Genomic DNA, 24,601 nt, shown 5'->3' on the forward strand with positions numbered 1-24,601 from the left:
CGGTCGAGGTGGCTGGTTGCCGCGGGTGCGGCCCGTCGCTGACCGCCGGTATCTCGCAATGTGGCGACCGCTCTCAGCCAGCGGGACCCTGCTTCCACCTGCCCGCACCCACTCATGAGGTGTCTAGGCGGCCCGCCAGGCGTCGCGCAGGCGGACCCGGGCGCCGCTGCGCAGGACCGCGTTGCTGTAGATGCGCGACGCGATCCAGAGCAGCAGCGGGATGACCGCGATGATGCCGGCCAGGGCGACCGCGGCCTGCCAGGCCGGGACCACGCCGAGCGCCAGCCGGACGGGCATCAGGGTGGGCGCGAAGATCGGGATCAGCGAGAGCACGGCGACGAACTGGGAGTCGGGATCGGACGGCAGGATCGAGATGCCGATGACGTAGCCGACGATCAGCAGCATCATCACCGGCGTGACCACGGCGGTGACCTCCTCCTGCCGGGAGACGAGGGAGGCGACCGCGGCGAAGGCGAGCGAGTACGCGGCGTAGCCCAGCAGGAACCAGATGATCAGCCAGATGATGGTGCTGAGCGCCGCGGTGATGTGCAGGTCGAGCGAGCCGGTGGCGAGGCCGATCGCGACGCCGGACAGGGCGATGACGGCGACCTGGATCAGGCCGACGACGCCAAGGCCGAACACCTTGCCGACCATGAGCTGCCGGGGTCGTACGGTGGCCAGGATGATCTCGACGACGCGGCTGGACTTCTCCTCCACGACGCCCTGGGCCACGGCCTGCCCGTTGAGCAGCAGGGCCATGTAGATCAGGATGCTGGTGAGGATGCCCAGGATCAGCTGCTGGCCGTTGGCGTTCTTGGGCGGCGACAGGGGGGTGACGGTCACCGCCGCCGCCGAGATCGAGGCGGCGACCTTGGCCGGTTCGCCACCGAGGGCGGTGACCTGCTGGTCGAGCACCGTGCGCTGGGCCACGAGCTGGAGCACCGACTGGAGCCCGTCGTCGATCTCGCTCTTGACCACGACCTGGATCGGGCTCGTGCCGGTGACCAGCAGCGCGTCGAGCGTGCCGGCGTCGACCTGAACGCGCCCGGTGGCCTCGTCGACGTCGTGGGTGCGGACGTCGACGTTGATCGAGGCGGCCGTCGAGGTGAGCGCGGGTGTCAGAGCGGCCGCGGCCGGGGTGACGCCGACATCCAGATAGGACGGGCCGTTGTCGGCGAGTTTCGCGATCAGGGCGATGCCGATCAGGATGAGGACGCTGACCAGGGTCGCGATGCGGAAGGCCTTGGAGCGCAGCCGGGTGGCGATCTCGCGGCCGGCGATCAGCCAGATCATGCTGGTTCTCCCTCGGTGGGGGCGCTGACGATGTGCCGGAACAGATCGGTCAGGGAGGGGCGGCTGCGGGCGAACTCGTGCACCGGCCCGGTGGCGAGCGCGGCCCGGAGGATCGCCTGGTCGTCGGCGCCGTCGTCGAGGGCCAGCCGGGTGCTTGCCTCGGACTGGTCGAGGACGGTGACGCCGGACAGCCCGGCCGTCCATCCCGGCGGGGCGGCCGGCGCCTTGACGACCAGCTCCTCCGGCCCGCCGGCCCGGAGCTCGTCGACCGTCCCGGCCGCGACCATGCGGCCCTGCCGGACGATGCCGACCCGGTCGCAGAGACGTTCGACGAGGTCGAGCTGGTGACTGGAGAACATCACCGGCACGCCGGCGTCGGCCTTGTCGCGCAGCACGCCGCTCATCACGTCGACCGCGACCGGGTCGAGGCCCGAGAACGGCTCGTCGAGGACCAGGATCTCGGGATCGTGGACGAGCGCGGCGGCCAGTTGCACGCGCTGCTGGTTGCCCAGCGAAAGCTTGATCAGGTCGTCGTCGCGGCGGGCCGCGACGGCCAGCCGCTCGACCCAGACGTCGACCGAGGCGCGCGCCGCCGCCGGTGACATGCCGTGCAGCCGGGCCAGGTAGATCAGCTGTTCGGCGACCTTCATCCGGGGATAGAGCCCGCGTTCCTCGGGCATGTAACCGATCTTCCGGCGGGTGCCGCGGTCGAGCGCGTGGCCATCCCACCGCACCGCGCCCGCGTCCGACGCCAGCACGCCGAGAACGATGCGCATGGCGGTGGTCTTGCCGGCGCCGTTGCTGCCCACGAGGCCGAAGATCTCCCCGGCGCGCACCTCGAAGGTGATGCCGTCCAGGGCGATGACGTCGCCGTAGCGTTTGCTGACCTGATCGATCTCCAACTGGCGTCTCACGGAAAATGTGATATCACTTTGATAGAGGACGGGCAAGACCCGGCCGGAAGAAGAGAGGGGACAATCATGGTCTCCAACCTGCTCGTCGTGCTGTGCGCCGATCGCGACACCCAGCCGGTCGTCAACACCGGCACGCTCTACCACTGACCCCATGGCAGAGCGCAAGAGCATCCTGCTGCGGCTGGATCCGGCCGTTCACGATGCCCTGGCCCGGTGGGCCGCCGCCGAGCTGCGCAGCACCAACGCGCAGATCGAGTACCTGCTGCGGCGGGCGTTGCAGGCCGAGGGCCGGCTGCCCACCGACGCCGGGCGGATGCGGCGTCCCGGACGCCCCCGCCAGGAAGCGACGGGCGAGGCGGGCGAGGCGGGCGAGGCGGACCGGTAGCGGCCGGGCTGTTTTTCGCTCGCAGTGAACGCCGGAAGACAGCGCGACGCTCCGCGGTTGAGTCGGCCGTACTCAACTTCTCGGAGGTGCCCGGTGTCCACCAAACGACTCCCCGTCTTGTTCCTCGACGACATCGTGCTGCTCCCGGGCATGATCGTCCCGATCGAGCTGGACGAGGCCGCCCAGGCCGCCGTCGACGCGGCCCGCACCTCGGCCGGTTCCGAGCTGCTGATCGCCCCGCGGCTCGAGGACCGTTACGCCACCCACGGCGTGGTGGCGAGCGTCCGGCAGGTCGGCAAGTCCCGCGGCGGATCGCCCGCCGCCGTGCTGCGTACGGGTGTGCGCGCCCGCATCGGCAGCGGCGTGACCGGGCCCGGCGCCGCCCTGTGGGTCGAGGCCGAGCCGGTCGAGACCGCGGCCCCCGGCGAGCACGCCCGCGAGCTCGCTGCCGAATACAAGCAGCTGGTCGTCTCCGTGCTCGAGCGCCGCGAGGCGTGGCAGGTCATCGAGTCGGTCAGCGCCATCGACGACCCCAGCGACCTGGCCGACACCGCCGGCTGGGCCTCGTACCTGACCAACGACCGCAAGCGGGAACTGCTGGAGACGCCCGACGTCGAGGCCCGGCTGCGGCTGCTCGTCGAGTGGACCAAGGACTTCCTGGCCGAGTCCGAGGTCAACGACACGATCGAGCAGGACGTTCGCGAGTCGGTCGAGAAGCGCAACCGGGAGTACCTGCTGCGCGAGCAGCTCAAGGCGATCCGCAAGGAGCTCGGCGAGGGCGAGCCGGACGGCAAGGACGACTACCGCGCCCGGGTGGAGGCGGCCGACCTGCCCGAGTCGATCCGTGAGGCCGCGCTGCGCGAGGTCGGCAAGCTCGAGCGGGCCGGCGACCAGAACCCCGAGGCGGGCTGGATCCGTACGTGGCTCGACACGGTTCTCGACCTGCCCTGGAACGTCCGTACCACCGACGCCACCGACCTGGCCGCCGCCCGGGCGGTCCTCGATGCCGACCACCACGGCCTGGACGAGGTCAAGGAGCGCATCGTCGAGTACCTCGGCGTCCGCGCCCGCCGCGAGTCCCGCGGCCTGTCGGTCGTCGGCGGCCGCGGCTCCGGCGCGGTGATCCTGCTGGCCGGTCCGCCCGGGGTCGGCAAGACCTCGCTGGGCGAGTCGGTCGCGCGCACGCTCGGCCGCAAGTTCGTCCGGGTGGCGCTGGGCGGCGTGCGGGACGAGGCCGAGATCCGGGGCCACCGCCGTACGTATGTCGGCGCCCTGCCCGGCCGCATCGTGCGGGCCATCAAGGAGGCCGGCTCGATGAACCCGGTCGTGCTGCTCGACGAGGTCGACAAGGTCGGCAGCGACTACCGCGGCGACCCCGCGGCGGCGCTGCTCGAGGTCCTGGACCCGGCGCAGAACCACACGTTCCGCGACCACTACCTCGACCTCGACCTCGACCTGTCGGACGTGCTGTTCATCGCGACCGCCAACGTCCTCGACACGATCCCGCAGGCGCTGTTCGACCGGATGGAGCTCATCTCGATCGACGGCTACACCGAGAACGACAAGGTCGCCATCGCCCGCGACTTCCTGGTGCCCCGGCAGCTGGAGCGGGCCGCCCTGTCTCCCGGCGAGGTGACGGTCACCGACGACGCTCTCCGCGAGATCGCCGCGAACTACACCCGCGAGGCCGGCGTACGGTCCTTCGAGCGGTTGCTGGCCAAGGCGTTCCGCAAGGCCGCCCTGCGCGAGCTCCCGGCGACCGTCGAGGCCGCCGACCTCAAGGACCTGATCGGCCGGCCGCGGTTCATCCCCGAGTCGTCCGAGCGGACCGCCGTCCCCGGCGTGTCCACCGGCCTGGCCGTCACGGGCATGGGGGGCGACGTGCTCTACATCGAGGCGTCGCTGCTGCCCGGCGACAAGGGCGGGTTGTCGGTCACCGGGCAGCTCGGCGACGTGATGAAGGAGTCGGCGCAGATCGCGCTCTCCTACGTGCGAGCCCACGCCGAAGAGCTCGGCATCTCGCCGGAGCAGCTCGACCACCCGATCCACCTGCACGTGCCCGCGGGCGCGGTGCCCAAGGACGGGCCGTCGGCCGGGGTCACGATGACGACCGCGCTGGTCTCGCTGCTGCTCGGCCGCAACGTGCGGGCCGAGGTCGGCATGACCGGCGAGGTTTCGCTCACCGGCCGGGTCCTGCCGATCGGGGGCGTGAAGCAGAAGCTGCTCGCCGCCCAGCGGGCCGGCCTCACCGAGGTGTATCTGCCGCAGCGCAACGAGCCCGACCTCGACGAGGTCCCCGCCGACGTGCTGGCCGCGCTGACCGTGCACGTCGTCTCGGACGTCCGCGAGATCCTGGGCACGGCCCTGGAGCCCGTGTCGGCCGGCCTCGTCGCGGCGGCCTGAGCGGCTGAGGCCTGAGGTCTGAGCGGTCGACGTGGGCGTGCAGCCCGGCGTCGGCCGCTCAGTCTGTCTTGCCGACGACCAGGAGCATCACGTGGTGGCCGACGTTGACGGCGTGGTCGGCGAACCGCTCGTAGTAGCGGCCCAGCAGCGCGCCGTCGACGGCGGCCTCGACGCCCAGTGGCCACTCGGAGCTGAGCATCACCTTGAACAGCTCGCTGTGCAGCTGGTCCATCGCGTCGTCGTCGCTGTCGAGCCGGCCCGCCACCTCGGCGTCGCCGTCGGCCAGCGCTGCCACGATCTTCCCGGCCAACTCGTCGGCGACCGTGCTCATCGCCCGGAACATGACCGTCAGCTCGGGTGCGACCGCGGGCACCGGGTGCCGGCGCAGCGTGGCCCGCGCGACGTGCGCGGCCAGGTCGCCCATGCGCTCGAGGTCGGCGGCCGCCTGCAGCGCGCTGAGGGCCACCCGCAGCTCGTCGGCGACCGGCTGCCGGCGGGCGATGAGGTCGAAGACCCGGTCGTCGACGACGCGGTAGAGCACATCGATCTCGGCATCACGGACGGTAACCTGCTGGGCGAGGGTGTGATCGGCGGCGAGCAGGGCGGCGCTGGCCTGGCGCATCGCTTCCCGGACGGCTTTGGCCATGGTGACCAATGAGCTGCTGACGCGTGCGAGCTCGTCGTGGAAGTCCTGGCGCATCGGCAAATGCTATGCGCCGGCCGGCGCCGAAAACGCATAGTGACTCAGGTCACACAGATTGGTGAATCTTGGACGAACCGGCCGTCGTCTTGCCAGGTGTGAAACGGAGTCTGGACGCGGCCGACGAGGGCGAGCTCGTGCGCCGCACCGCCGCCGGCGACCGGCGCGCCTTCGACGAGCTCTACCGGCGTACGTCGCCATGGCTGCTCACCCGGCTGCGCCGCCGGTGCGCCGACGAGGACGTGGTCGCCGACGTGATGCAGGAGACCTACCTGGCGGTCTGGCGGGCCGCGGGCAGCTTCGCCGGGGCGGGGACATCGGGCAGCGCGGTCGGCTGGCTGTGGACCATCGCCGCCCACCGCCTGGTCGACGCGTTCCGCCGGCGGGCCCGGCACAACGACGTGCCGGCCGTGCCGCTGGCCGAGACGGTCGCGCCCGCCGCCGAGGACGAGGTCATGTCCGGGCGGGTCGGTCAGGAGCTGGAGCAGGCGCTGCTCGTGCTCCCGCCGGAGGCGCGTCAGGTGCTGCGGGCGATGGTTCTCGACGGATTGTCGGTGCGGGAGACGTCGCTGTTGCTGGGCGTGCCGGAAAGCACGGTGAAGTCCCGGGCCCGGCGGGCCCGGATAGCCCTCCGGGAGGCGCTGTCATGACCACGCATCCGAGCGCCGCGGCGATCGCCCGCTACGCCGACCCGCGGGCGGATCTCGACGAGGTCACCATGTGGTCGGTCGAGGTGCACCTGGAGGAGTGCGCGGACTGCCGTGCGCGGCTGACCACCGGCCCGGCCCTCCTCGAGCGGGTCGCGGCCGCTGTGGACCGCGAGATCGCGGCCGGACCCACTCCGGCCCGCCGCCGGCACTGGTCGGTGGCGCGCAACCGCTGGCTGGTCTGGCACCTGGTTCCGTGGCTCGTCATGACGGTGGCGGTCCTGGCGTGCGCGGTCCTGCTGCAGGCCGTGGAGCCCCGGGTTCCGCTGGTGTCGCTGCTGGCTCCGGTGGCGCCCCTGCCCGGGGTGGCGATCGCGTGGAGCCGGCGCCACGACCCCGCCTGGGAACTGATCGCGGGAACGCCCGCCGCCGGGCTGGCGATGCTGCTCCGGCGTACGGCTGCGGTTCTGATCGTCGTCGTGCCGGCGCTGGCCGTGGCCGGCAGCCGGTCCGGCGCCTCCCTGGCCCTCACGCTGCTGCCCTGCCTGGCCTTCACCGCCGCGACCATCGCGCTGGGCGCCTTCGTCGGCGTGCAGCGCGCCGCGACCGGCCTCGGGATCGCCTGGACGCTGGCCGTGCTGGTGCCCTCCCTGGTCACCGTTCACGTGCCGGCGGTCCTGCGACCCGGCAGCTCCGGGGTGTGGGCGCTGCTGACGCTCGCGCTCGCCGGTCTCGCCGCGACGCGGGCCGCCGACTTCCGCCGGCTGTCCAGCCACAACTGAGGAGAATCGATCATGCGTACGGTGAGCGCGGCCGAGACGGCACCCACCACCTATCCGTGGGCGGTCGACGCCGAGGGGCTGAAGGTGCGCGCCGGCCGGCACCTGGCCGTCGACGGGCTCGACCTGACCCTCGGCGCCGGCGTACACGGTCTCCTGGGGCCGAACGGGGCGGGAAAGACCACCCTGATGCGCGCGCTGGCGACGGTGGTGAAACCGGCCGGCGGGCGGCTGACCCTGCTCGGGGAGCCGGTCGGCGGACGGGCCGACCTGCGGCGGGTGCGTCGCGGGCTCGGCTACCTGCCGCAGCAGTTCGGGTTCTACCCGCGCTTCACGGTGCGCGAGTTCGTCGAGTACATTGCCTGGCTCAAGGAGATGCCGAAGGCGGAGGTGCCGGGCGCGACCCAGCGGGCCATCGACCGGGTCGGGCTGACCGCCAAGGCCGACGCGCGGATGAAGACGCTCTCCGGCGGCATGCTGCGCCGGGCCGGCATCGCCCAGGCGATCGTGAACGACCCCGCGGTGCTGCTGCTCGACGGGCCCACCGTCGGCCTCGACCCCGAGCAGCGTCTCGACTTCCGCGAGCTGCTGCGCGACGTCGGCGTCGACAGTTGCGTGCTGGTGTCCACCCACCTGGTCGAGGACGTGGTGGCCGCCTGCACCGACGTGGTCCTGATGAACGAGGGCCGCCTCGTCCACCAGGGCACCCCGGACGACCTGGCCGCGCAGGGCGGCGAGGGCGACGCCGGCGACTCCCCGGCCGAGCGAGGCTATTCCGCGCTGTTGCGCCGGCACCGGGCGCAGCACGGCCAGACGGACGCCGGCGGGGCGGAGGCCGGCCGATGAGCCGGGTCTTCGGCATCGAGCTGCGTCGCTCCGCGGCCCTCGGGTCCGCCCTGATCCTGCTGGTGATCGGCGTCCTGCTGCTCTTCTTCGCCGGGCAGTCCGAGTTCACCACCGGATGGATGCAGCTGGCCATGACGCAGCGGCTCTACCTGGCCCTGCTGTGGCCGCTCGCGCTCGCCGCCGGCGCCTGGCAGGCCCGCCGCGAGACCCGGTCGAACGTGGCGGAGCTGTTCGCCAGCACCCCGCGCCCGAGGGCGCACCGGACGATGCCGACGCTCGGCGCGATGGGGGTCGCGGTCGTCGGCGGCTACGTGGCGATGGGGCTGGCCGGCGGACTGTGGATGGTCCGTACCGCCCACTACTTCCCGGCGCAGGTCTTCGCCGTCTCGGCCGTCGGCCTCCTGTCGTTGATCGCGGCGGTCTGGCTCGGCCTCGCGATCGGCCGCCTGCTGCCGTCGCCGGTGACCGCCCCGGCGCTCGGCGTCGCCGGCCTCGGGCTGCTGCTGGTCATTCCCGGCGCGACGCGTCCCCGCGGGTGGCTGGCCCTGGTGTTCTCGCCGATCTACGAGATGAACATGCCCGGCGCGTACGCCACAGTGCCCGGCCGGGTCAGCGCGGCCCAGGCCATCTGGCTGGCCGCCCTCGCCGTCACCGCCGTGCTGCTGTTCGCCTCCGGCGGCTGGCGCCTGCGGGTGGCGGCGGTGCTGCCGGTGGTGCTCGGCGCCGCGTTGGCGATCACGGCGATGCCCCACCAGAAGAGGGTGGTCATCGACGCCATCGACCCGGTGGCGAGGGAACTGGTGTGTGCCGGCGGGGAACCGCGAGTGTGTGTCAGCCGGGTCCATTCCGGACTGCTGGCCGAGGTGACCCCGCCGGCCCGGGAGGGCCTGACGATCCTGGCGAAGCTGCCGTCGGCGCCGACCGAGGTGGACGAGGACACCACGACGTACGGGCCGGTCGTCTACCCGCCGTGGCACGACGACGTCGTGCTGCTCACCGTGGAAGCCGGTTCGACCGGCCACGTCGAGGACCGGGCCGGCGTGGTGGCGGACGTGGTGACCGGGGCGTTCGCCGGCCCGCCCGGCTGCGACCACTTCGCCGGCCCGGCCGAGAAGCTCGCGGCCGCCTACTGGCTGATCGGCCGGGAGCCGGTGGCCCGCGGCCTCTACGACCCGGCGGCCATCGCCGAGGCCGCCCAGCTGTGGCGGAACCTTGGACAACTGCCCCGCGGCGAGGCGGAGGCCCGGGTGGCGTCCCTGCGCCAGGCCGCCCTGAGCTGCACGGTCGAGGAGGGGCTGCTGTCCCGGAGCACGCGATGAGGTGGCTCGCGCTGTATCTGCGCTCCCGGCGCGTACCGGTGGCCCTGATCGTGGCCGGCGGCGGCGAGCTCCTGATGTGGTCGATGTGGTCGGTGTTCTCCGACAGCCGTGACGTCGCCCCGCAGGTGGTCGTCCTGACGGTCCTGCTGCTGGTCGCCGCCCTGACCGCCACCCTCGGCGGCCCCGACGACGCCCTCGAGGGGACGGCGGCGCGGCCGTGGCTGCCACGCCGGGCCGCGCACGTGCTGGCGGCTTTCCTGGTCGTGGCGGCGCTGCCGCTGGCCACGCTGGCGACCGGGGCCCGGTTCGGCCCCGCCTGGCTGGTGGTGCTCGACGCGGCCGGGCTGATCGGGCTGACCGCCCTGGGCGCCGCGACGCTCGGGGTCGCCCGGGCGTGGTTCGTGCCGCTGGGCTGGACGCTCGCCGCGACCCTGTTCCCCCGATCGGAGCCGATCCTCGGACGGATCCTGACGTGGCAGACACAGCCCCGGCTGAGCGCCGCCGGGGCGGTGACGGCCGCGTTGTTCGCCGTCGGCGGGCTCATCGTGTACGCGGTGGCCGGCCCGGCCCGGCGTGCGCCCGCCGAGGCCGCCCAGCGCTGATCAGGCCGACAGCACGTAGATCCGAGGATTCAGCTTCCCGATCATCTGGTACACGCCCCACAGGCTGTCGGTGAGAACTCCGGGTTTGAGGACCCGGCGGAATTCCCCGAATGCCGCCTCCAGGTCCTCGACATGGACGAGCACGTCCCGGCACCAGATCAGATCGACCGTGCCGCTGGGGTCGGTCAGCTTCTCGGCGATGCCCTCGTCGATGCGGACCCGGGCGGCGGCCTCGGGCTCCTCGACCGCGAACGCTGCGAGGTCGCGGGCCGCGTTGTCCAGATGACGGCGGACCGGCTCGATGCCTCGCACCGTGAACCCGAAACGACGCGAAAGCTCTAAACTGTAACGCCCCTCGCGAGCGCCGACATCGAGCACGATCGAGCCCGGCGGCAGGCCGGGGTTTGACCGTTCTCGTCGGCTACTTGACGTGCCGGGAAGACTGGTCGGCGAGTCGTCGACCCGTGGAGGCGTCATGGTTTCGCGCGCGATCACCATCTCCCAGCTGCGCAAGTCGTTCGGCGCGGCCAAAGCCCTCGACGGGCTCGACCTGGACGTGGCCGAGGGGGAGGTGCACGGCTTCCTCGGTCCGAACGGCAGCGGCAAGACCACCACGATCCGGGTGCTGCTCGGCCTGCTGCGCCCCGACTCGGGTGAGGTCCGCATGCTCGGCGGCGATCCGTGGCGCGACGCCGTCGAGCTGAACGCCCGCCTGGCGTACGTGCCCGGCGACGTCACCCTGTGGCCGGGCATCACCGGTGGCGAGGTCATCGACCTGCTCGGCCGCCTGCGTGGCGGCATCAACCGGCAACGCCGCGACGAGCTGCTGGAGCAGTTCGATCTGGATCCGAGCAAGAAGGCCCGCACCTACTCCAAGGGCAACCGGCAGAAGGTCGCCCTGGTCGCCGCGCTCGCCTCGGACGCCGAGCTGTTCCTGCTCGACGAGCCGACCTCGGGTCTGGACCCGCTGATGGAGTCGGTGTTCCAGCGGTGCGTTCACGAGATCAAGAGCCGGGGCCGTACGGTGCTGCTGTCCAGCCACATCCTGGCCGAGGTCGAGGCGCTGTGCGACCGGGTGAGCATCATCCGGCTCGGCCGGACCGTCGAGACGGGCACGCTGGGCGAGCTGCGCCATCTGACCCGTACGTCGATCGCGGTCGAGACGGCGCAGCCGGCGACCGGCATCGAGGCGCTGCCGGGGGTGCACGACGCGATCGTCGAAAATCATCACGCCCGGTTCGATGTGGACACCGCGCAGCTCGACGCGGTGGTGCGCCGGCTGGCCCCGCTGGGGGTGCGCAGCATGAGCAGCTCGCCGCCGACGCTCGAGGAGATGTTCCTGCGCCACTACGGCGACGACGAGGACGCGTCGTGACCGGGACGGGTCGGCTGCTGCGGTTCCTGCTGCGGCGCGAGCGGATCGGCCTGCCGTTCTGGCTGCTGGGCGCCACGCTGCTCGTGCTGGTCCAGTCCGGGCAGAGTCAGAACCTGTACGGCACCGCCGAGGCGCTGCAACGGCTGCGGCAGACGATCGGCGCGAACAACGCCGTGATCGCGATGAGCGGGCCGACCGGGCTGCTCGCGTCGATCGGCGGCGAGATCGTGTTCGAGATCTTCGCGTTCGTGTCGATCGTGGTGGCGCTGATGAGCATGTTCCTGGTCGGCCGGAACACCCGTGCCGACGAGGAGTCCGGCCGGGCCGAGCTGATCCGGTCGGCCCGGGTCGGCCGGCACGCTCCGCTGGCGGCGGCCCTTGCGCTGGCGGGAACGGCCGACGTGGTGGTGGGTCTGCTGGTGTTCGCCGTCGCGGCCGGCACCGGCCTGCCGGTCGCCGGCTCGGTGCTGTTCGGCGCCGGGATCGCCGCGGTGGGCCTTGTCTTCGCGGCGCTGACCGCGGTCGCGGCGCAAGTCTTCGAGAGCACCCGGGCGGTCTACGGCGCGGTGGCGTTCCTGCTCGGCGCCGCCTTCGCGCTGCGCGCTGCCGGCGACGTGGGCAACGGCGCGCTGTCCTGGGCCTCGCCGATCGGCTGGGGCCAGCGCATCTTCCCGTACGCCGGGGATCGCTGGTGGCCGCTGCTGCTCTCGGTGTCGGTCGCCGCGCTGCTGGGCGCCGCCGCGGTGGCCCTGCTGGGGCGCCGGGACTTCGGCGCGGGCCTGGTGCCGCCCCGGCCCGGCCGGCCGTCGGCCTCGGCGCTGCTGCGCAACTCGTACGCGCTGGCCTGGCGCCTGCAACGCGGCGCCCTGATCGGGTGGGCCGCCGGGCTCGCCCTGCTCGGCGTCGCGTACGGCTCGATCGGCGACAGCATCGCGCAGTACGTCCGCGACAACCCCGAGATCGCGCAGTTCCTGCCCGGCGGCGCCGACGACGTCGTGAACTCCTATCTGGCGCTGACCACCGGCCTGTCCGCCCTGCTCGCCGCCGCCTACGGGGTGACCAGCGTGCTCCGCGTCCGGGCCGAGGAGACCGCCGGCCGGCCCGAGGTCGTGCTGGCCACCCCGACCAGCCGCCGGACCTGGCTGGCGAGCCACGTCAGCGTCGCGCTGACCGGCACCGCCATCACCCTGATCGCATTCGGTCTCGGCGAGGGCATCGCGTACGGATCGACGGTCTCCGACGCCGGCCAGGTGCCGCGCCTGATCGGGGTCGCCCTCGCCTACCTGCCCGCGGTGTGGCTGGTCATCGCGGTGACGGTGCTGGCCGTCGGCTGGCTGCCGCGCCCGGCCGCCGCGGTGGCCTGGGTGGTGGTCGCCTACTGCGCCGTCGTCGCCCTGTTCGCCGACTCGTTCGATCTGCCCGGCTGGTCACGGCGCGCGTCGCCGTTCGTGCACACCCCGAGGGTGCCGCTCGACAACCTCGCCGTCACGCCCCTGCTGGTGCTGCTCGCGCTCGCCGCCGCGCTGCTGACCGCCGGGTACGCCGGCCTGCGCCGCCGTGACATCGGCTGACAAGCGGGAGCGTGGTCCAATAACGCCGTGCTGCACTTGCGGATCATCAGCCCGGCCGATCGGACCACCCGAGTCGAGCGGCTGCTCGCTGACGACGTCGCGGTCACGCACGTCGTGGTGTTCCCGGGCGTCGCGCGAGATCCGGCCGGCGACCTGATCACCTGCGATGTGGCCCGGGAGGGCGCCAGCACACTGCTGGAGCAGCTGCGCGATCTCGATCTGGAGCGGGACGGCTCGATCATGCTGGACACCGTCGACGTGTCGCTGTCCCGCGCGGCCGACCGTGCGGAGCGGCGAGCCCCCGGGTTCGGCGTGGACGCGGTGGTCTGGGAGCAGATCGAGCAGGCCACCGGCGAGGAGTCCCGGTTGTCGGCAGCATTCCTCGTGTTCATGGCGGTGGCGACCGTGATCGCCGGCATCGGCGTGCTGCTCGACCAGCCGATCCTCATCGTCGGGGCGATGGTTGTCGGCCCGGAGTTCGGGCCGCTCGCCGCGCTCTGCGTCGGACTGGTGCGCCGCCGCGCGCCGCTGTTGCGCCGGGCGCTGGTCACGCTGGCCGTCGGGTTCCCGGTGGGCATGGCGGTCACCGTGCTGACCACCTGGCTGCTCGACGCGGCCGGTCTGGTCAGCCGCGACATGCTGCTCGCCGACCGGCCGCTGACCAGCTTCATCTGGCAGCCCGACGCGCTGAGCTGGGTGATCGGCTTCCTCGCCGGCGTCGCGGGGATGCTGTCGCTGACCTCGGCCAAGGCGGGCACGCTCGTCGGCGTTCTGATCTCCGTGACCACGGTCCCGGCCGCCGCGAACGCGGCCGTCGCCCTGGCGTACGGCGTCACCGACGAGGCGGCCGGCTCGGCGGTGCAACTGATGGTCAACGTGGCGGCCATCGTCGTCGCCGGGGTGCTCACCCTGCTGGTCCAGCGGGTCGCCTGGCACCGCCCCCGAGCGAGCACGCGTGCATAGCGGACGCCCTGCGGTTCAGCTGTGGGACTCGCCAATTCCCGGAATCCGCGCCCGGCCGTTTTGACACCAGTACATTTCATCCGCCGAGCACAAATGTAATTTACGTAGGGAAACAATCTTGATCGAATCGTTTATGCGCTGAAAGGCGGGGCATCCTCAGATTGTTTCATTCCGGCCCGGCCGGCAAGACCCGAGGAGCCCCGTAATGCCCATGGTCTGGGTCGACACCGCTCGCCGCCGCGCGCGAGCACGGCTGGCCGCCGCCCGCACCGGTCCGACGCCTCCGCCGTTCGCCGCCGACCCGCAACTCGGCGAGGCCGCCGTTCCTGTGACGCTCGTCGAGCAGCGCCCATCCGTCGACGACGGGCTTCCGCGCGGCGTGCGCACGGCGGGCTCCTGGGCGTGGCGGATCATCCTGTTCGTCGTCGCCGCCTATCTGCTGATCCGCGTGGTCAGCCTGCTCCGGGTGGTGATCATCCCGGTGGTGGTCGCCCTGCTGCTGGCCGCCATGTTCGAACCGGTCGCCGCCGCTCTTCGCAAGCGCGGCATGAACCGCTCGCTTGCCGCCGGACTCGTGCTGGTGACCGGCCTCGTCGTGGTGTTCGGCGGCCTCACGCTGATCGTGCAGACCTTCATCTCGCAACTCGGCGACCTGAGCGCCCAGGTTGCCGACGGGCTGAACGAGGTGCAGAGCTGGCTCGCGCGGGGACCGCTGCACCTGTCGCAGACCCAGCTCAGCGATGGCCTCGCGAGTCTGCAGAAGTCGATCACCGACAACCAGAGCGCGCTCACCTCGGGCGCGCTGAGCACCGCCGCCACCCTCGGGGAGGTCGTTGCCGGCTTCTTCCTGGTGCTGTTCACGCTCTTCTTCTACCTGCGCGACGGCGGTCAGATCTGGACCTTCCTCTGCCGGCTGCTGCCCCGTGACGCCCGCATCCCGGTGGCCCGCGCCGGGCACTACTCGTGGCACACCCTGGTCTCCTACGTGCGCGCCACCGTACTGGTGGCCTTCGTCGACGCCGCCGGCATCGGCATCGGCCTGGCGATCCTGCGCGTCCCGCTCGCCCTCCCGCTGGCGGCTCTGGTCTTCCTCGGCGCCTTCATCCCGGTCATCGGCGCCACGCTCACCGGGGCCGTCGCCGTCCTCGTCGCGCTTGTCACCGTGGGCCCCGTCAAGGCGCTGATCGTGCTCGGCATCGTGATCGCCGTTCAGCAGCTGGAGGGCCACGTCCTCCAGCCAATGATCATGGGACGCGCCGTCGCGCTGCACCCCCTGGCCGTGATCCTCTCCATCGCCACCGGTGTCGTCGTCGCGGGCATCATCGGTGGCCTGGTCGCCGTTCCGCTGCTCGCGGTGCTCAACACCGCCATCCGGTACCTGGTCAGCCATCCGGCCGGAGAGCCCACGCCGGATCGGGAACCGCCCGGCACGCGGCCCGCCGACGAGCCGACCGGATCATCGAATGGCACTGAATCGGCCGAAGACGGCGCGCTGCCGGTCGAGTAGTATCGACCTTCGATGCCCTAGACCCCGGCGCCTGCCTACGCCCCGGGGGGCTGGCCATGAGTGCATCAAAACCCATCAGCACGACCACCGTCGCCGGACACCGCATCGCGAGCCGGACCGGGTCGCGATGACCATCCTCGAAACGCCTCGCGGCAGCATCTACGCCGAACTTGCCAGGCAGGTGAAGCGGGCCGGCCTGCTTCACCGGCGGCCCGGCTACTACGCGGCACGTATTTCGCTCACGGTGGCGGCCTACGCGGCGGCCTGGGCGGCAGTCGTCCTGATCGGGGCCTCGTGGTGGGTGCTGGCCGTCGCGCCGCTCATGGCGATCGCCTACACCCAGCTGGCTTTCGTCGGCCACGACGCCGGACACCGCCAGATCTTCCGGCGCCGGTCGGCCAACGATCTGCTCGGGATCCTCATCGGCGATCTGGGTATCGGGCTCAGCTACGGCTGGTGGATCGACAAGCACAACCGGCATCACTCCCACCCGAATCAGGAGGGCAAGGACCCGGACGTCGCAGCCGGGGCCCTGGTCTTCGTCAAGACGCACGGCACGGCCCGGACCGGGATCGCCCGTCTCTGGGTGCGGTCGCAGGCGTACCTCTTCTTTCCCCTGCTCCTGCTGGAGGGCCCGAATCTGCTGGTCGGCAGCGTGCGGGCGCTGGCCGGCCGTGATGTCCCGGCGCGGCGCCGCGGCCTCGAGATCCCCCTGTTCGTCCTGCACGTCGGCGCGTACCTCACGGTTCTGTTCCTGGTTCTCACACCCGGCCAGGCGGTCGCCTTCATCGCGATTCACCAGGGCCTCTTCGGCCTGTACATGGGTTGCTCGTTCGCGCCCAACCACAAGGGCATGCCGATCCTGGATGCCGACGACGACACCGATTTCCTCCGCCGTCAGGTGCTGACCAGCCGCAATGTGAACGGAGGCCGTTTCCTCGACGGGGTGCTGGGCGGGCTGAACTATCAGATCGAGCATCACCTGTTCCCGAGCATGCCGCGGGCGAATCTGCACCGGGCGCAGCCGATCGTGCGTCGCTTCTGCGAGGCGCATGACGTGGCGTACGCGCAGACGTCGCTCATCGATTCCTATCGGCAGGCGCTGCGCCACCTGGACGACGTGGGCCGGCGGTCGTCGTGAGCTACCGCGACGTCGTCGACGTCCTGCTGGAGCAGCACGACGAGCTCCGCCGCCTGTGCGCTGCCGTCGAGCGCTCCCCGGGCGACGAGAAGGCGCGCCGGTTCGACGACCTCGTCGAGGCGTTCCGCCTGCACGAACGCGGCGAACAGTCCGTCGTCCACCCGGCCGCCCGGGACAGTTCGGCCGCCGGGAACCGGATCGGGCTCGCCCGGATGACGGAGGAGAACAGCATCGAGCGGTCCTTCGAGGGCCTGCGGAATCTCGGCGCCGGGCACCCCGTGTTCGATCGCGCGTTCACGCCCGTGTACCGGGCCGTTCTGGAGCACCTGACTCGCGAGGAGCTCGACGAGTTCCCGGTGCTGCGCCTCTACGTGCCGGTCCAGCGGCTGCACATGATGGTCGGCGAGCTGCACGACATCCAGGTCATGGACGCCGCCTGATTCCGCTTTCCCGAAGCGTTACGGCCGGTCAGCGCGATGTCAGGTCGGGCACCCGGGGCAGGTCGGCGACGATGGTCTGTGCGAACTCGCTGAGCCGGCGGTTGTTGCCGCGGGCGTACTCGCGGATCAGGACGAACGCCTCGTCCGGGCTGACTCCGCTGGCCTGCGCGACGATGCCCTTGGCCTGTTCGATGACGACGCGGCTGTTCAGCGCGCCCTGAAGCTGCTCGGTGAGGACCTTGCCGCGGCGGATGGCGCGTTCCTGAAGCAGCCCGATCACGGCGACGTCGGCCAGCGACTGCACGATCTGAGTGTCCGCGTCGTCGAGCTCGGTGGCGCTGCCGAAGACGCTCATCGCGCCGATCACCTGCTTGCGCAGCCGCAGCGGGAACGCGTGCACCGACTGGAAGCCGGCTCGCGCGGCTCGGGGCGCGAATTCGGGCCATTGCCCCGCCGCAGCGGCGAGATCCACGTTGGTCACCGGGCGGCCGGTACGGAACGCGTCCAGGCACGGGCCCTCGTCGTGTTGCAGTTGGAAGAGCTCCATGAGCCGCGCGCTCTCGTCGGAGGCGGCCATGAAGGCGAGCCGGTTGCGTTGGTCGGCGAGCATGAGACCGACCTCGCCGGTGTCGAAGAGGCCGGCCACACGCTGGGCGAGCATCTGCAGGAACTCGATGAGGTCGAACTCGTCGACGAGTGTGTCGGCGACCCGCACGAACACCGTCGCGAGCCGCGCGGCGGAAACAGCGGACATCCTGGCCTACCGCCTTTCTCCGATCTCGCGTCAGAACGTCACGAACGGTCAGTGTCGAAGGCGAGCCTACGCGCCACCACGTCGCGCGCTACCTCTCCGAGGGGCTGGTTCTCGGCATAGGCGTACGCGCGCATCCTCGCCAGCGCGTCGGCGAGCGGCACGCCCAGCTGTACCGCGACCATGCCCTGGGCCTGAAACAGCTCCGCCCGCTGCCCCATCGCGCCGTCGAGCCCGTCGGCGACCGCTCCGGGCGCCGCCTGGGCCTGCCCGTCGAGCAATGTCGTGACCACCACCTCGGCGAAGTTCAGCGCCTCCCCCAGCTCGACGGCCGACAGCGAACCCGGCTCGATGCGGAAGACGTCGAGAGCCCCAAGACGGGCGAAGCCGATCTGCAACGGGAACGCGAACACCGCCCGCAGACCGCGGTCGTGAATGGCGGGGGCGTAGCCCGGCCAGCGACGCATCGCGTCGTGCGACAGTTCGGGCACCAGAACCGGCCGGCGGGTGACGAAGGCGTCCAGACACGGGCCTTCGCCCATCGTGAACTGCAAGTCCTCGATCGACTGGTAGCCGGGCTCGGACACCGCCGTCACCCCGCGCAGGCCGCCCTCGGCCATCACGTTCACGCCCACCCCCGAGGCCGCCAGCGACCGGACGGCGGCGGTGCACAGCCGCCGCAACACTCCCGCGACGCCGGCGCCGTCATCCGTACGCGCCGGTTCGCTTGCGAGGAGACGGACGATTCGTTCGACCGGCTCATCCATGGCTGCGCCTCTCCCTAACCCGAGGAACCGCCAGGGACCAGGGCAGCAGTGTGGGAATAATCGCGATGTCAGCGATGACAATACGCCGTATCCGGCCGGCGGCCGTGTCGGATTACCCGCTCCCCGGCATTCGAGGCGGGTGGCATGCGGAAAAGGCGTTGGCCACGAGAGATGAGCGCATTCTCGGTGGGTGATGAATCCCATGGTTGTTGATTTGGACGGAATCGACGTGGAAGCGCTGGCCAGGCTGGCGTCCGTGGGCGATCCGGTTGCGCTGGACGCGCTGCTGGTCGCGGCGCGTCCGGAGGCCCTCCGCGTGTGCGGGCGGTTCCTTCCGAACCGTGAAGACGCGGAGGAAGCGTGCCAGGACACCCTGTGGGCGGTGGCCCGCGGAATCACCGAGTTCCACGGCCGATCCACCTTCCGCACCTGGCTGCACAGTCTTGCCGCCAATCGGGCCCGGTCGACCTTTCAGGGAATCCGGCGCCGGCACGACGGCGTGGCGGCCGGGACGTCGCCACCGGACCGGCCCGACCCGCGGCGCACCAGCGTCGTGGCCGCGACCCGGCTCGACCTGCTGGACGCCCTCGACGGACTGCCCGCGGACCACGCGGAGGCGGCCGCGCTGCGCGACGTGCTGGGCATGAGCTACGGCGACATCGCCGCGCTCCTGGACATTCCCGAGGGAACCGTGAAATCGCGGATCCACGAGGCCCGGCGCGGGATGCGCCGGCACCTCGACGGGTATCAATCGCGATGACCTTGGCCAACCCGCGAACAAAAGGCGGTGCCGACGTGACTAACACAGTGACAGACCATCAGGACAACGAAAGAGAGTCATTGTGCGCCATCCCAAGTTCCGCCATATCACGGCCGCCGGTGCGCTCGCCGTGATCGCAACGATGCCGCTGGCCGCCTGTGGCGAGGCGTCGGTGTCACCACGGCCCGCACAGGCCGCCGGGAACGAGATCTCCGTGGCGCCGGGCCCGGCCCTGGGCACCACGCCCAGTGCCTCGGCCCCGGTGGCAAAGCCCAAGCCGGGTGTCGCGAGACAGCCGGTCGGCAAGGGACCGGCGAAGACGTCGACCACCGAGCCGACCTCCACCAAGCCGACCTCCACCAAGCCGACCTCCACCAAGCCGACCGGCACCTGTTACGGCGCCGTCCGGCACGACCTGGACCTGCGCAACACCGTGCTGGACCTGGTCAAGTCGATGTGTTTCCACACCGGTGGCGTCCTGCGTCTGCAGGGAATCGGGCCGGGTCTCGTGACCGCCTCCCCGGGATCACTGGTGTCGCAGAGTTACGAGGGTGGGGTAGTGGACCTGCGGTTCGTCCGTGCGGGCACGGTCACCGTGACCATCCCGCAGGACGAGCAGACGTACACGATCACGGTCGTGGTCGTCAGCTGAAGAGGCCGATGTCGCTCCGCCGTACGGGCCTGGGGTTCGAAGGCGCGTACGGTGGATGTGGTCGGTGACTCCGTCATCGATGCCGGCCACTGCCGGTGTGCGCGGCCCGACGGCCGTGCGCCTCACCTGCCTCGGTGGACCTCGTCCCCGCCCGTTCATCGGCTGGGCCCGCGCCTGCGTTGGCCCTCGACGACGGGATGCCCCATGGCGTCATCGACCTATCAGCCGGATCCGACGCGCTCCCTCGTTCCGCCCCGGGTGCGGCTCGAGCCGATCCGCGACCATCACACGATGCTCGACGGCAGTTGGTGGCCGGGTTCGGGCGACCTCGGCGTGGAGTTGCGCCTGCTGGTGCCGGTCCTCGAACACGTCCGCGGCCCGGTGACGCGGCTGCTGCTCAGCGCCGTGGGCTGGACGACCCGGCCGCCTCACGTGATGCTGGACGGTCGCCGGGTCAGCGTCGGCTATCGCGCCGATCAATCCCCGTCGATGATGACCGTGTTGTGCGCCGACGGCGGCACATTCATCATGCGGGTGGCCCCGCGCGACCCGGTGTCCGGTCTGCCCGAACTGCCGGAGACGCGACTGTGGGAGGAGGCCACGGACGGAGGACTCGATGGCTCGGGCGACCGCAACGCCGTAGTCTGCGGGGCACGGCTCGACGACACCGAGCTGGTCGCTCCAGACCCCGGCGGCAGCTGACGGCCGACCGCCCTGGAGCTTCCATGACACGTGTCTTCCACGGCCCTGGCGGGCGCCCGCGACTCGCCGTGCCGGTGGGTGCGGCGCAAGTCGATTTCGAGCAGTGCAGCGACTCCACCCTGGTCGATTGGATATCCCGGGGAAGCGTCGCCGCCTTCGTCGCGCTGTTCGACCGCACCTCGAGCGCCACCCGCGACGAGCTGATGGCACGTCTGCCCGGCGCCGGCCAGGTCAGCCAGGTGCTCGCGGCCAGTTACGTCGAGGTGTGGTGGCTGGCGGGTTGCCGTCACACCCCGGAAGCCGACATCACGAGCTGGATCATCGACATCGCGCGGCGGCGAGCCGCCGAGGCGTCCCGGCGCACGCCGTGGCGCGGCGAACACGACGCCTGGGCAGGCCCACGGCCGAGTTACGCCGAACTGGAGGTGGCGACCCTGCTCCGGCGGCCGGTCGATCGCTTCATCCGGTGAAGCCGAGATGAATCCCCGCCGTGCCAGCCTCCTCGCATCAAGTCTGCGATGGCTCGGCGGGGGGAGACGGTCGTGCGTGGAGGGTGGACTCTTCGGGTTGCCGCCGTGGTGGCGGCGATCGGGCTGGGATGGGGAACGGCCGTCGAGGCGCCGCGGCCCGCGGCGGCGGCGGAGCAGGTCACGTCGCTGCCGGGGCCCGACACCGGGCGGCCGCAGCAGGTCGCCGCCGAACGGGCGGCGGCCACGGGGACGCGAGTCGAGGTCGGCTCGGCGCGGACCGGGACCCGGCAGGTGTTCGCGGAGCCCGACGGCACGTTCACGATGAAGATTTCGGCGGCGCCGCCGGGGATCGCCGCCGCCGGCCTGGACTACCCGCCGCCCAGCACGGGATGGGCCAAGGTGTTCTCGGGACACCCGGACCAGAGCTACTGGATCGGGCAGGGCGACGACGCGCTCGCGAAGATCGGCAACTGCGCCTTCGCGGGCTGCAACGGGATCGGGACGGCCCGGTCGTTCTGGCAGTTCAACATCTCGGCGCTGCGCGGCGCGGTGATCCTCGGCGCCGAGTTCAACCTGCACGAGTCGTACGCGCCGTCGTGCTCGGCGCGGCCGTTCCGGGTCTACCAGATCGACGAGATGACCTCGGCGCCGACCTGGAACCGCCAGCCGACCGGCTGGTACGGCCCGATCGCCCAGCCCAATGTCGCGTACGGCTACAACTCGTCCTGCCCGGCGAACTGGGTGGGCATCCCGGCCGGCGAGCGCGTGGCCGCCCAGCTGGCGGCGGGGTGGAACACGTCCGCGTACGCGGTGGTGGCCGGCGACGTGAACACCGAGGGCGACTCGCTGGCGTGGAAGAAGTTCGACAACGGCTACCTGGTCGTCCACTACGACTGGAAGCCGGCCGTCGCGGCGGCGTGGAGCACGGTCGGGCAGGGCCCCAGCCTCGGCTGCGCGAACGACCCGGCCAAGGCGTTCACCGCGACCGCCCGCCCAATCCTGCACGCGACGCTGACCGATCCGGACGGCCAGAACGTCAGCGCGACCTTCGAGTGGGCGGTGTGGAACGGCGCCACGGTCGGGTCGCAGGCGGTGGCCGCCCAGGCGAACGGCAGCTCCTTCCAGGCGACGGTCCCGGCGGGCGCGTTCGGCCACGGCAGCCGGATCGCCTGGCGCGTGAAGCCGAACGACGGCATCGTCGACGGCCCCTGGTCGGCCTGGTGCGGGCTCACCGTGGACACCGCGCCACCCGACCGGCCGGCGGTGTCCTCGGCCGACTATCCCGAGGATCAGGTCGCCGGGTACGTGGGCCGGACGGGCTCGTTCACCGTCCGGTCGGCCGACCCCGGCCTGCTCGGATTCCAGTGGAGCCTCAACTTTCAGGACATGCCGCCGGTGGACGTGAGCTCGCCGTACTTCGCCCCGGCGGCCGGCGGGGCCGCCACGATCCGGGCGACGCCGCCGCGCTCAGGCCGCAACGACCTGTACGTGCGCGCGGTCGACAAGGCCCTCAACGTCTCGGCGGTCTACCAGAAGCCGGGTCTGCCCGGCGGGTTCGGCTTCACCGTCGGCTCGGCGGTGCCGCCGCCGGTGGCGTACTGGCCGATGGACGGCACCGGCACGATGACCGAGGTCCCGGACCTCTCCGGCGGTGGCCGGCACGCCACGGCGACCGGCATCTGGCCGGGCAGCACCGCGGCGTGGACGACCGGCCGGGTCGAGGACGCGATGAGGTTCAACGCGAGCGCGGACGCCGCCTCGGGCGGCTTCGCCCTGGCGTCCGGCACGCGCGCGGTCGACACCGCCGGCACGTTCGCCGTGTCGGCCTGGGTCAACCTGGACCGCGCGGATGGCTTCAGCCACGCCGCCGTCAGCCAGGCGTCCGGGTTCAGCCTCGGCTACGAGGGCGACACCCGCCGGTTCGCCTTCACGATGTTCCCGCCGGACGCCGGCGCGCCGCCGGTCCGCGCGACCGCGAGCATCGCACCGACCCCGGGGGCGTGGGCGCACCTGATCGGCACCTACGACGCGGCGACCAGGGAGCTGCGCCTCTATGTCAACGGCGCCCAGGACGGCACGGCGACGCTCGCCTCCTCGCGGGCCTCGAACGGCCCGGTGCAGATCGGCCGCGGCCAGGCCGGCGCCTACTGGCCCGGCCTGGTCGACGAGGTCAAGATCTGGAACCGGTTGCTGGCGGAGGAGGAGATCCGGACGGCGGCGGGCACCCCGGCGCTCGAGGAGGCGTTCTACCCGCTGAACGAGAGCGCCGGCGACGTCTCCGGCAACTACCGCACCGGCGCCCTGACCGGCGGCGCGTCGCTGGAGTCCGGCGCGGTGGTGCTGGACGGGGTCGACGACGCGGTCACGACCTCGGCGCCGGCCGTCCGCACGGACACCAGCTTCACGGTGAGCGCCCGCGTCGTCCTGAGCGACGACACCCGCACCCAAACCGTGATCAGCCAGGACGGTTTCGCCTTGCAGTACGACCGGACCGGCACATCCGGCCGGTGGGTGATGCGGATAGCGCCCTCGGACGGCGCCACACCCATCACCGCCGCATCCAGCCCGGTAGACGTACACGAGGAATGGGTGTTCGTGGCCGGCGTGTACGACGCGGCCGCGCGCCAGGTGCGCCTCTACGTCGACGGCAGCGAGTACATCGCTCCGGGCCGGGTCACCGCCAACGTCGCCGGGAACCTGATGATCGGCCGCGACAAGAAGGGCACGTTCCTCGGCGGCCGGGTCGACGATGTGCACGTCTGGAGCGGCGTACGGAGCAAGGAGGACCTCACCGCCGACAAGCTGAGCCTGGCGACGTCGCGGCCGACGCCGTACACCGGCCAGCTCAGCCGTTACTTCGACCACGGCAGCCATCACTGGGTCACCAGCGGCCCCGTCCCGCCCGGCACGGCGTTCGAGATCGGGCTCGGCACCATGGCGCCGCCCGGGTCGCCGGACACCCGGATGCTCTACTCCTGCCTGTATCCCGGCGGGCAGTACGTGACGCTGACGGCCGGCTGCGAGACCTCGGACAGCAGGGTGCTCGGCGAGATCGGCCTGCTGTACAAGAATCCGCGTCCCGACGTGGCGACGGTTGCGGTCTACCGGTGCGTCACCACGAAGGGCGACCACTTCGTCGCCGTCACCTCCGACTGCGAGGGAAACAAGAACGAAGGGCTGCTCGGGTACGCCCAGGCGTACCGCGCCCTGATCCGGTACGTCCACCTGGTGGCGCCGTCCGACCACTTCACCTCGGTGACCGGGCGCACCGCGTTCAACGGCGGCCCGGCGTACACGTACCGGGCGGAGGGCCGGCTGGGCTTCGTCGGGATGGCCACCGAGGCCGGGCAGCGCCCGCTGTACGCCTGCGTGGACGACGCGGACGAGTTCCTGGCCACCAGCGCGGCCTGCGACGGCAAACAGCAGCGGTACTGGACCGGCAACATCTGGACCGGTCCGCCCGAGATCGCGCTGGAGAGCGCCCAGCTCATGGCGTGCCGCTCCGGGACCGACGGCTCGGGGGAGTGGTTCGCCTCGACCGACGCGCTCTGCGAGCAGCGCAGCGTCGTGGGTCCGCTCGGCTATCTGATCACCAGGCTGTGACGGGGGAGATG

At 71.8% G+C, this 24,601-nt stretch carries 25 protein-coding genes; 19 read left to right on the plus strand and 6 right to left on the minus strand.

The window, feature by feature from the left end:
• Positions 1–123 precede the first annotated feature (123 nt).
• Positions 124–1,293 (minus strand): ABC transporter permease, encoded by a 1,170-nt coding sequence (locus ACIA5D_RS05760; RefSeq protein ID WP_396028693.1) that lies wholly within the window; start codon positions 1,291–1,293, stop codon positions 124–126.
• Positions 1,290–2,207 carry an ABC transporter ATP-binding protein gene (locus ACIA5D_RS05765; RefSeq protein ID WP_396028694.1) on the minus strand — a complete coding sequence of 306 codons (918 nt, stop codon included), beginning with the start codon at positions 2,205–2,207 and terminating at the stop codon, positions 1,290–1,292. Before ACIA5D_RS05765 ends, ACIA5D_RS05760 begins: the two co-directional genes overlap by 4 nt.
• Before the next feature lie 18 nt (positions 2,208–2,225).
• Between ACIA5D_RS05765 and ACIA5D_RS05770 the strand changes: the two genes are divergently transcribed.
• From ACIA5D_RS05770 to lon, 3 genes are all read left to right on the plus strand, one after another.
• A complete protein-coding gene (locus ACIA5D_RS05770) occupies positions 2,226–2,354 on the plus strand; it encodes a hypothetical protein (RefSeq protein WP_396028695.1) in 129 nt (42 codons plus the stop codon).
• 4 nt (positions 2,355–2,358) lie between these two features.
• Positions 2,359–2,592 (plus strand): hypothetical protein, encoded by a 234-nt coding sequence (locus ACIA5D_RS05775; RefSeq protein ID WP_396028696.1) that lies wholly within the window; start codon positions 2,359–2,361, stop codon positions 2,590–2,592.
• Between the two features lie 150 nt (positions 2,593–2,742).
• Complete coding sequence (gene lon / locus ACIA5D_RS05780; RefSeq protein ID WP_396029478.1) at positions 2,743–4,995, plus strand: endopeptidase La; 2,253 nt, start codon at positions 2,743–2,745, stop codon at positions 4,993–4,995.
• A 58-nt stretch (positions 4,996–5,053) separates the two neighbouring features.
• Here lon and phoU read toward each other — a convergent pair whose 3' ends face one another.
• On the minus strand, positions 5,054–5,695 hold the full coding sequence (gene phoU / locus ACIA5D_RS05785) for a phosphate signaling complex protein PhoU (RefSeq protein WP_396028697.1): 642 nt from the start codon (positions 5,693–5,695) through the stop codon (positions 5,054–5,056).
• A 98-nt stretch (positions 5,696–5,793) separates the two neighbouring features.
• Between phoU and ACIA5D_RS05790 the strand changes: the two genes are divergently transcribed.
• From ACIA5D_RS05790 to ACIA5D_RS05810, 5 genes are read left to right on the plus strand one after another with little or no spacing between them, the layout of a single operon-like run.
• Positions 5,794–6,345 carry an RNA polymerase sigma factor gene (locus tag ACIA5D_RS05790; protein ID WP_396028698.1) on the plus strand — a complete coding sequence of 184 codons (552 nt, stop codon included), beginning with the start codon at positions 5,794–5,796 and terminating at the stop codon, positions 6,343–6,345.
• Positions 6,342–7,124, plus strand: coding sequence for a hypothetical protein (locus ACIA5D_RS05795; RefSeq protein WP_396028699.1), 783 nt, complete (start codon positions 6,342–6,344; stop codon positions 7,122–7,124). Before ACIA5D_RS05790 ends, ACIA5D_RS05795 begins: the two co-directional genes overlap by 4 nt.
• Before the next feature lie 12 nt (positions 7,125–7,136).
• A complete protein-coding gene (locus ACIA5D_RS05800; RefSeq protein ID WP_396028700.1) occupies positions 7,137–7,967 on the plus strand; it encodes an ABC transporter ATP-binding protein in 831 nt (276 codons plus the stop codon).
• Positions 7,964–9,286, plus strand: a complete 1,323-nt coding sequence (locus ACIA5D_RS05805) for a hypothetical protein (protein WP_396028701.1) — start codon at positions 7,964–7,966, stop codon at positions 9,284–9,286. The genes ACIA5D_RS05800 and ACIA5D_RS05805 overlap by 4 nt, the downstream gene beginning before the upstream one ends.
• Entirely contained in the window at positions 9,283–9,888 is a 606-nt protein-coding gene (locus tag ACIA5D_RS05810; protein WP_396028702.1) for a hypothetical protein, read from the plus strand. Before ACIA5D_RS05805 ends, ACIA5D_RS05810 begins: the two co-directional genes overlap by 4 nt.
• Here the strand turns inward: ACIA5D_RS05810 and ACIA5D_RS05815 are convergent, their stop codons facing one another.
• Positions 9,889–10,386, minus strand: a complete 498-nt coding sequence (locus tag ACIA5D_RS05815) for a class I SAM-dependent methyltransferase (protein WP_396029479.1) — start codon at positions 10,384–10,386, stop codon at positions 9,889–9,891. It lies immediately after the preceding gene.
• Between ACIA5D_RS05815 and ACIA5D_RS05820 the strand changes: the two genes are divergently transcribed.
• From ACIA5D_RS05820 to ACIA5D_RS05845, 6 genes are all read left to right on the plus strand, one after another.
• Positions 10,364–11,263, plus strand: a complete 900-nt coding sequence (locus tag ACIA5D_RS05820) for an ATP-binding cassette domain-containing protein (RefSeq protein WP_396028703.1) — start codon at positions 10,364–10,366, stop codon at positions 11,261–11,263. The two genes, ACIA5D_RS05815 and ACIA5D_RS05820, sit on opposite strands and share 23 nt — an antisense overlap.
• Positions 11,260–12,834, plus strand: coding sequence for an ABC transporter permease (locus ACIA5D_RS05825; RefSeq protein WP_396028704.1), 1,575 nt, complete (start codon positions 11,260–11,262; stop codon positions 12,832–12,834). The genes ACIA5D_RS05820 and ACIA5D_RS05825 overlap by 4 nt, the downstream gene beginning before the upstream one ends.
• Positions 12,835–12,861: 27 nt before the next feature.
• The gene (locus ACIA5D_RS05830; protein WP_396028705.1) at positions 12,862–13,797 is read left to right on the plus strand and encodes a DUF389 domain-containing protein; all 936 of its coding nucleotides are present in this window, start codon (positions 12,862–12,864) and stop codon (positions 13,795–13,797) included.
• Between the two features lie 205 nt (positions 13,798–14,002).
• Positions 14,003–15,304, plus strand: a complete 1,302-nt coding sequence (locus tag ACIA5D_RS05835; RefSeq protein WP_396028706.1) for an AI-2E family transporter — start codon at positions 14,003–14,005, stop codon at positions 15,302–15,304.
• 127 nt (positions 15,305–15,431) lie between these two features.
• A complete protein-coding gene (locus ACIA5D_RS05840; RefSeq protein WP_396028707.1) occupies positions 15,432–16,445 on the plus strand; it encodes a fatty acid desaturase family protein in 1,014 nt (337 codons plus the stop codon).
• On the plus strand, positions 16,442–16,885 hold the full coding sequence (locus ACIA5D_RS05845) for a hemerythrin domain-containing protein (RefSeq protein WP_396028708.1): 444 nt from the start codon (positions 16,442–16,444) through the stop codon (positions 16,883–16,885). The genes ACIA5D_RS05840 and ACIA5D_RS05845 overlap by 4 nt, the downstream gene beginning before the upstream one ends.
• Before the next feature lie 28 nt (positions 16,886–16,913).
• Here the strand turns inward: ACIA5D_RS05845 and ACIA5D_RS05850 are convergent, their stop codons facing one another.
• Both ACIA5D_RS05850 and ACIA5D_RS05855 read right to left on the minus strand, forming a co-directional pair.
• On the minus strand, positions 16,914–17,639 hold the full coding sequence (locus tag ACIA5D_RS05850) for a GAF and ANTAR domain-containing protein (RefSeq protein ID WP_396028709.1): 726 nt from the start codon (positions 17,637–17,639) through the stop codon (positions 16,914–16,916).
• A 38-nt stretch (positions 17,640–17,677) separates the two neighbouring features.
• Entirely contained in the window at positions 17,678–18,403 is a 726-nt protein-coding gene (locus ACIA5D_RS05855) for a GAF and ANTAR domain-containing protein (RefSeq protein ID WP_396028710.1), read from the minus strand.
• A gap of 202 nt (positions 18,404–18,605) precedes the next feature.
• Here ACIA5D_RS05855 and ACIA5D_RS05860 point away from each other — a divergent pair, with 202 nt between their 5' ends.
• From ACIA5D_RS05860 to ACIA5D_RS05880, 5 genes are all read left to right on the plus strand, one after another.
• Positions 18,606–19,163 carry an RNA polymerase sigma factor gene (locus ACIA5D_RS05860; protein WP_396028711.1) on the plus strand — a complete coding sequence of 186 codons (558 nt, stop codon included), beginning with the start codon at positions 18,606–18,608 and terminating at the stop codon, positions 19,161–19,163.
• Between the two features lie 82 nt (positions 19,164–19,245).
• Positions 19,246–19,815, plus strand: a complete 570-nt coding sequence (locus ACIA5D_RS05865; RefSeq protein ID WP_396028712.1) for a hypothetical protein — start codon at positions 19,246–19,248, stop codon at positions 19,813–19,815.
• Between the two features lie 204 nt (positions 19,816–20,019).
• Positions 20,020–20,517, plus strand: coding sequence for a DUF5994 family protein (locus tag ACIA5D_RS05870; protein WP_396028713.1), 498 nt, complete (start codon positions 20,020–20,022; stop codon positions 20,515–20,517).
• 23 nt (positions 20,518–20,540) lie between these two features.
• Positions 20,541–20,987 (plus strand): hypothetical protein, encoded by a 447-nt coding sequence (locus ACIA5D_RS05875; protein ID WP_396028714.1) that lies wholly within the window; start codon positions 20,541–20,543, stop codon positions 20,985–20,987.
• A gap of 72 nt (positions 20,988–21,059) precedes the next feature.
• Positions 21,060–24,590 (plus strand): LamG-like jellyroll fold domain-containing protein, encoded by a 3,531-nt coding sequence (locus tag ACIA5D_RS05880; RefSeq protein ID WP_396028715.1) that lies wholly within the window; start codon positions 21,060–21,062, stop codon positions 24,588–24,590.
• The last annotated feature ends 11 nt before the right edge of the window (positions 24,591–24,601 follow it).

Source organism: Actinoplanes sp. NPDC051513, assembly GCF_044454685.1.
GTDB lineage: Bacteria > Actinomycetota > Actinomycetes > Mycobacteriales > Micromonosporaceae > Actinoplanes.

What these genes read in the sequence shown, in the direction of transcription:
- ACIA5D_RS05815 (WP_396029479.1), bottom strand. Translation starts at nt 10,386, where the DNA reads ATGGTGATCGCGCGCGAAACCATGACGCCTCCACGGGTCGACGACTCG.
- ACIA5D_RS05840 (WP_396028707.1), top strand. Translation starts at nt 15,432, where the DNA reads ATGACCATCCTCGAAACGCCTCGCGGCAGCATCTACGCCGAACTTGCC.
- ACIA5D_RS05850 (WP_396028709.1), bottom strand. Translation starts at nt 17,639, where the DNA reads ATGTCCGCTGTTTCCGCCGCGCGGCTCGCGACGGTGTTCGTGCGGGTC.
- ACIA5D_RS05860 (WP_396028711.1), top strand. Translation starts at nt 18,606, where the DNA reads ATGGTTGTTGATTTGGACGGAATCGACGTGGAAGCGCTGGCCAGGCTG.
- ACIA5D_RS05835 (WP_396028706.1), top strand. Translation starts at nt 14,003, where the DNA reads ATGCCCATGGTCTGGGTCGACACCGCTCGCCGCCGCGCGCGAGCACGG.
- ACIA5D_RS05760 (WP_396028693.1), bottom strand. Translation starts at nt 1,293, where the DNA reads ATGATCTGGCTGATCGCCGGCCGCGAGATCGCCACCCGGCTGCGCTCC.
- ACIA5D_RS05775 (WP_396028696.1), top strand. Translation starts at nt 2,359, where the DNA reads ATGGCAGAGCGCAAGAGCATCCTGCTGCGGCTGGATCCGGCCGTTCAC.
- ACIA5D_RS05855 (WP_396028710.1), bottom strand. Translation starts at nt 18,403, where the DNA reads ATGGATGAGCCGGTCGAACGAATCGTCCGTCTCCTCGCAAGCGAACCG.
- ACIA5D_RS05870 (WP_396028713.1), top strand. Translation starts at nt 20,020, where the DNA reads ATGGCGTCATCGACCTATCAGCCGGATCCGACGCGCTCCCTCGTTCCG.
- ACIA5D_RS05820 (WP_396028703.1), top strand. Translation starts at nt 10,364, where the DNA reads ATGGTTTCGCGCGCGATCACCATCTCCCAGCTGCGCAAGTCGTTCGGC.
- ACIA5D_RS05810 (WP_396028702.1), top strand. Translation starts at nt 9,283, where the DNA reads ATGAGGTGGCTCGCGCTGTATCTGCGCTCCCGGCGCGTACCGGTGGCC.
- ACIA5D_RS05875 (WP_396028714.1), top strand. Translation starts at nt 20,541, where the DNA reads ATGACACGTGTCTTCCACGGCCCTGGCGGGCGCCCGCGACTCGCCGTG.
- lon (WP_396029478.1), top strand. Translation starts at nt 2,743, where the DNA reads ATGATCGTCCCGATCGAGCTGGACGAGGCCGCCCAGGCCGCCGTCGAC.
- phoU (WP_396028697.1), bottom strand. Translation starts at nt 5,695, where the DNA reads ATGCGCCAGGACTTCCACGACGAGCTCGCACGCGTCAGCAGCTCATTG.
- ACIA5D_RS05795 (WP_396028699.1), top strand. Translation starts at nt 6,342, where the DNA reads ATGACCACGCATCCGAGCGCCGCGGCGATCGCCCGCTACGCCGACCCG.
- ACIA5D_RS05805 (WP_396028701.1), top strand. Translation starts at nt 7,964, where the DNA reads ATGAGCCGGGTCTTCGGCATCGAGCTGCGTCGCTCCGCGGCCCTCGGG.
- ACIA5D_RS05800 (WP_396028700.1), top strand. Translation starts at nt 7,137, where the DNA reads ATGCGTACGGTGAGCGCGGCCGAGACGGCACCCACCACCTATCCGTGG.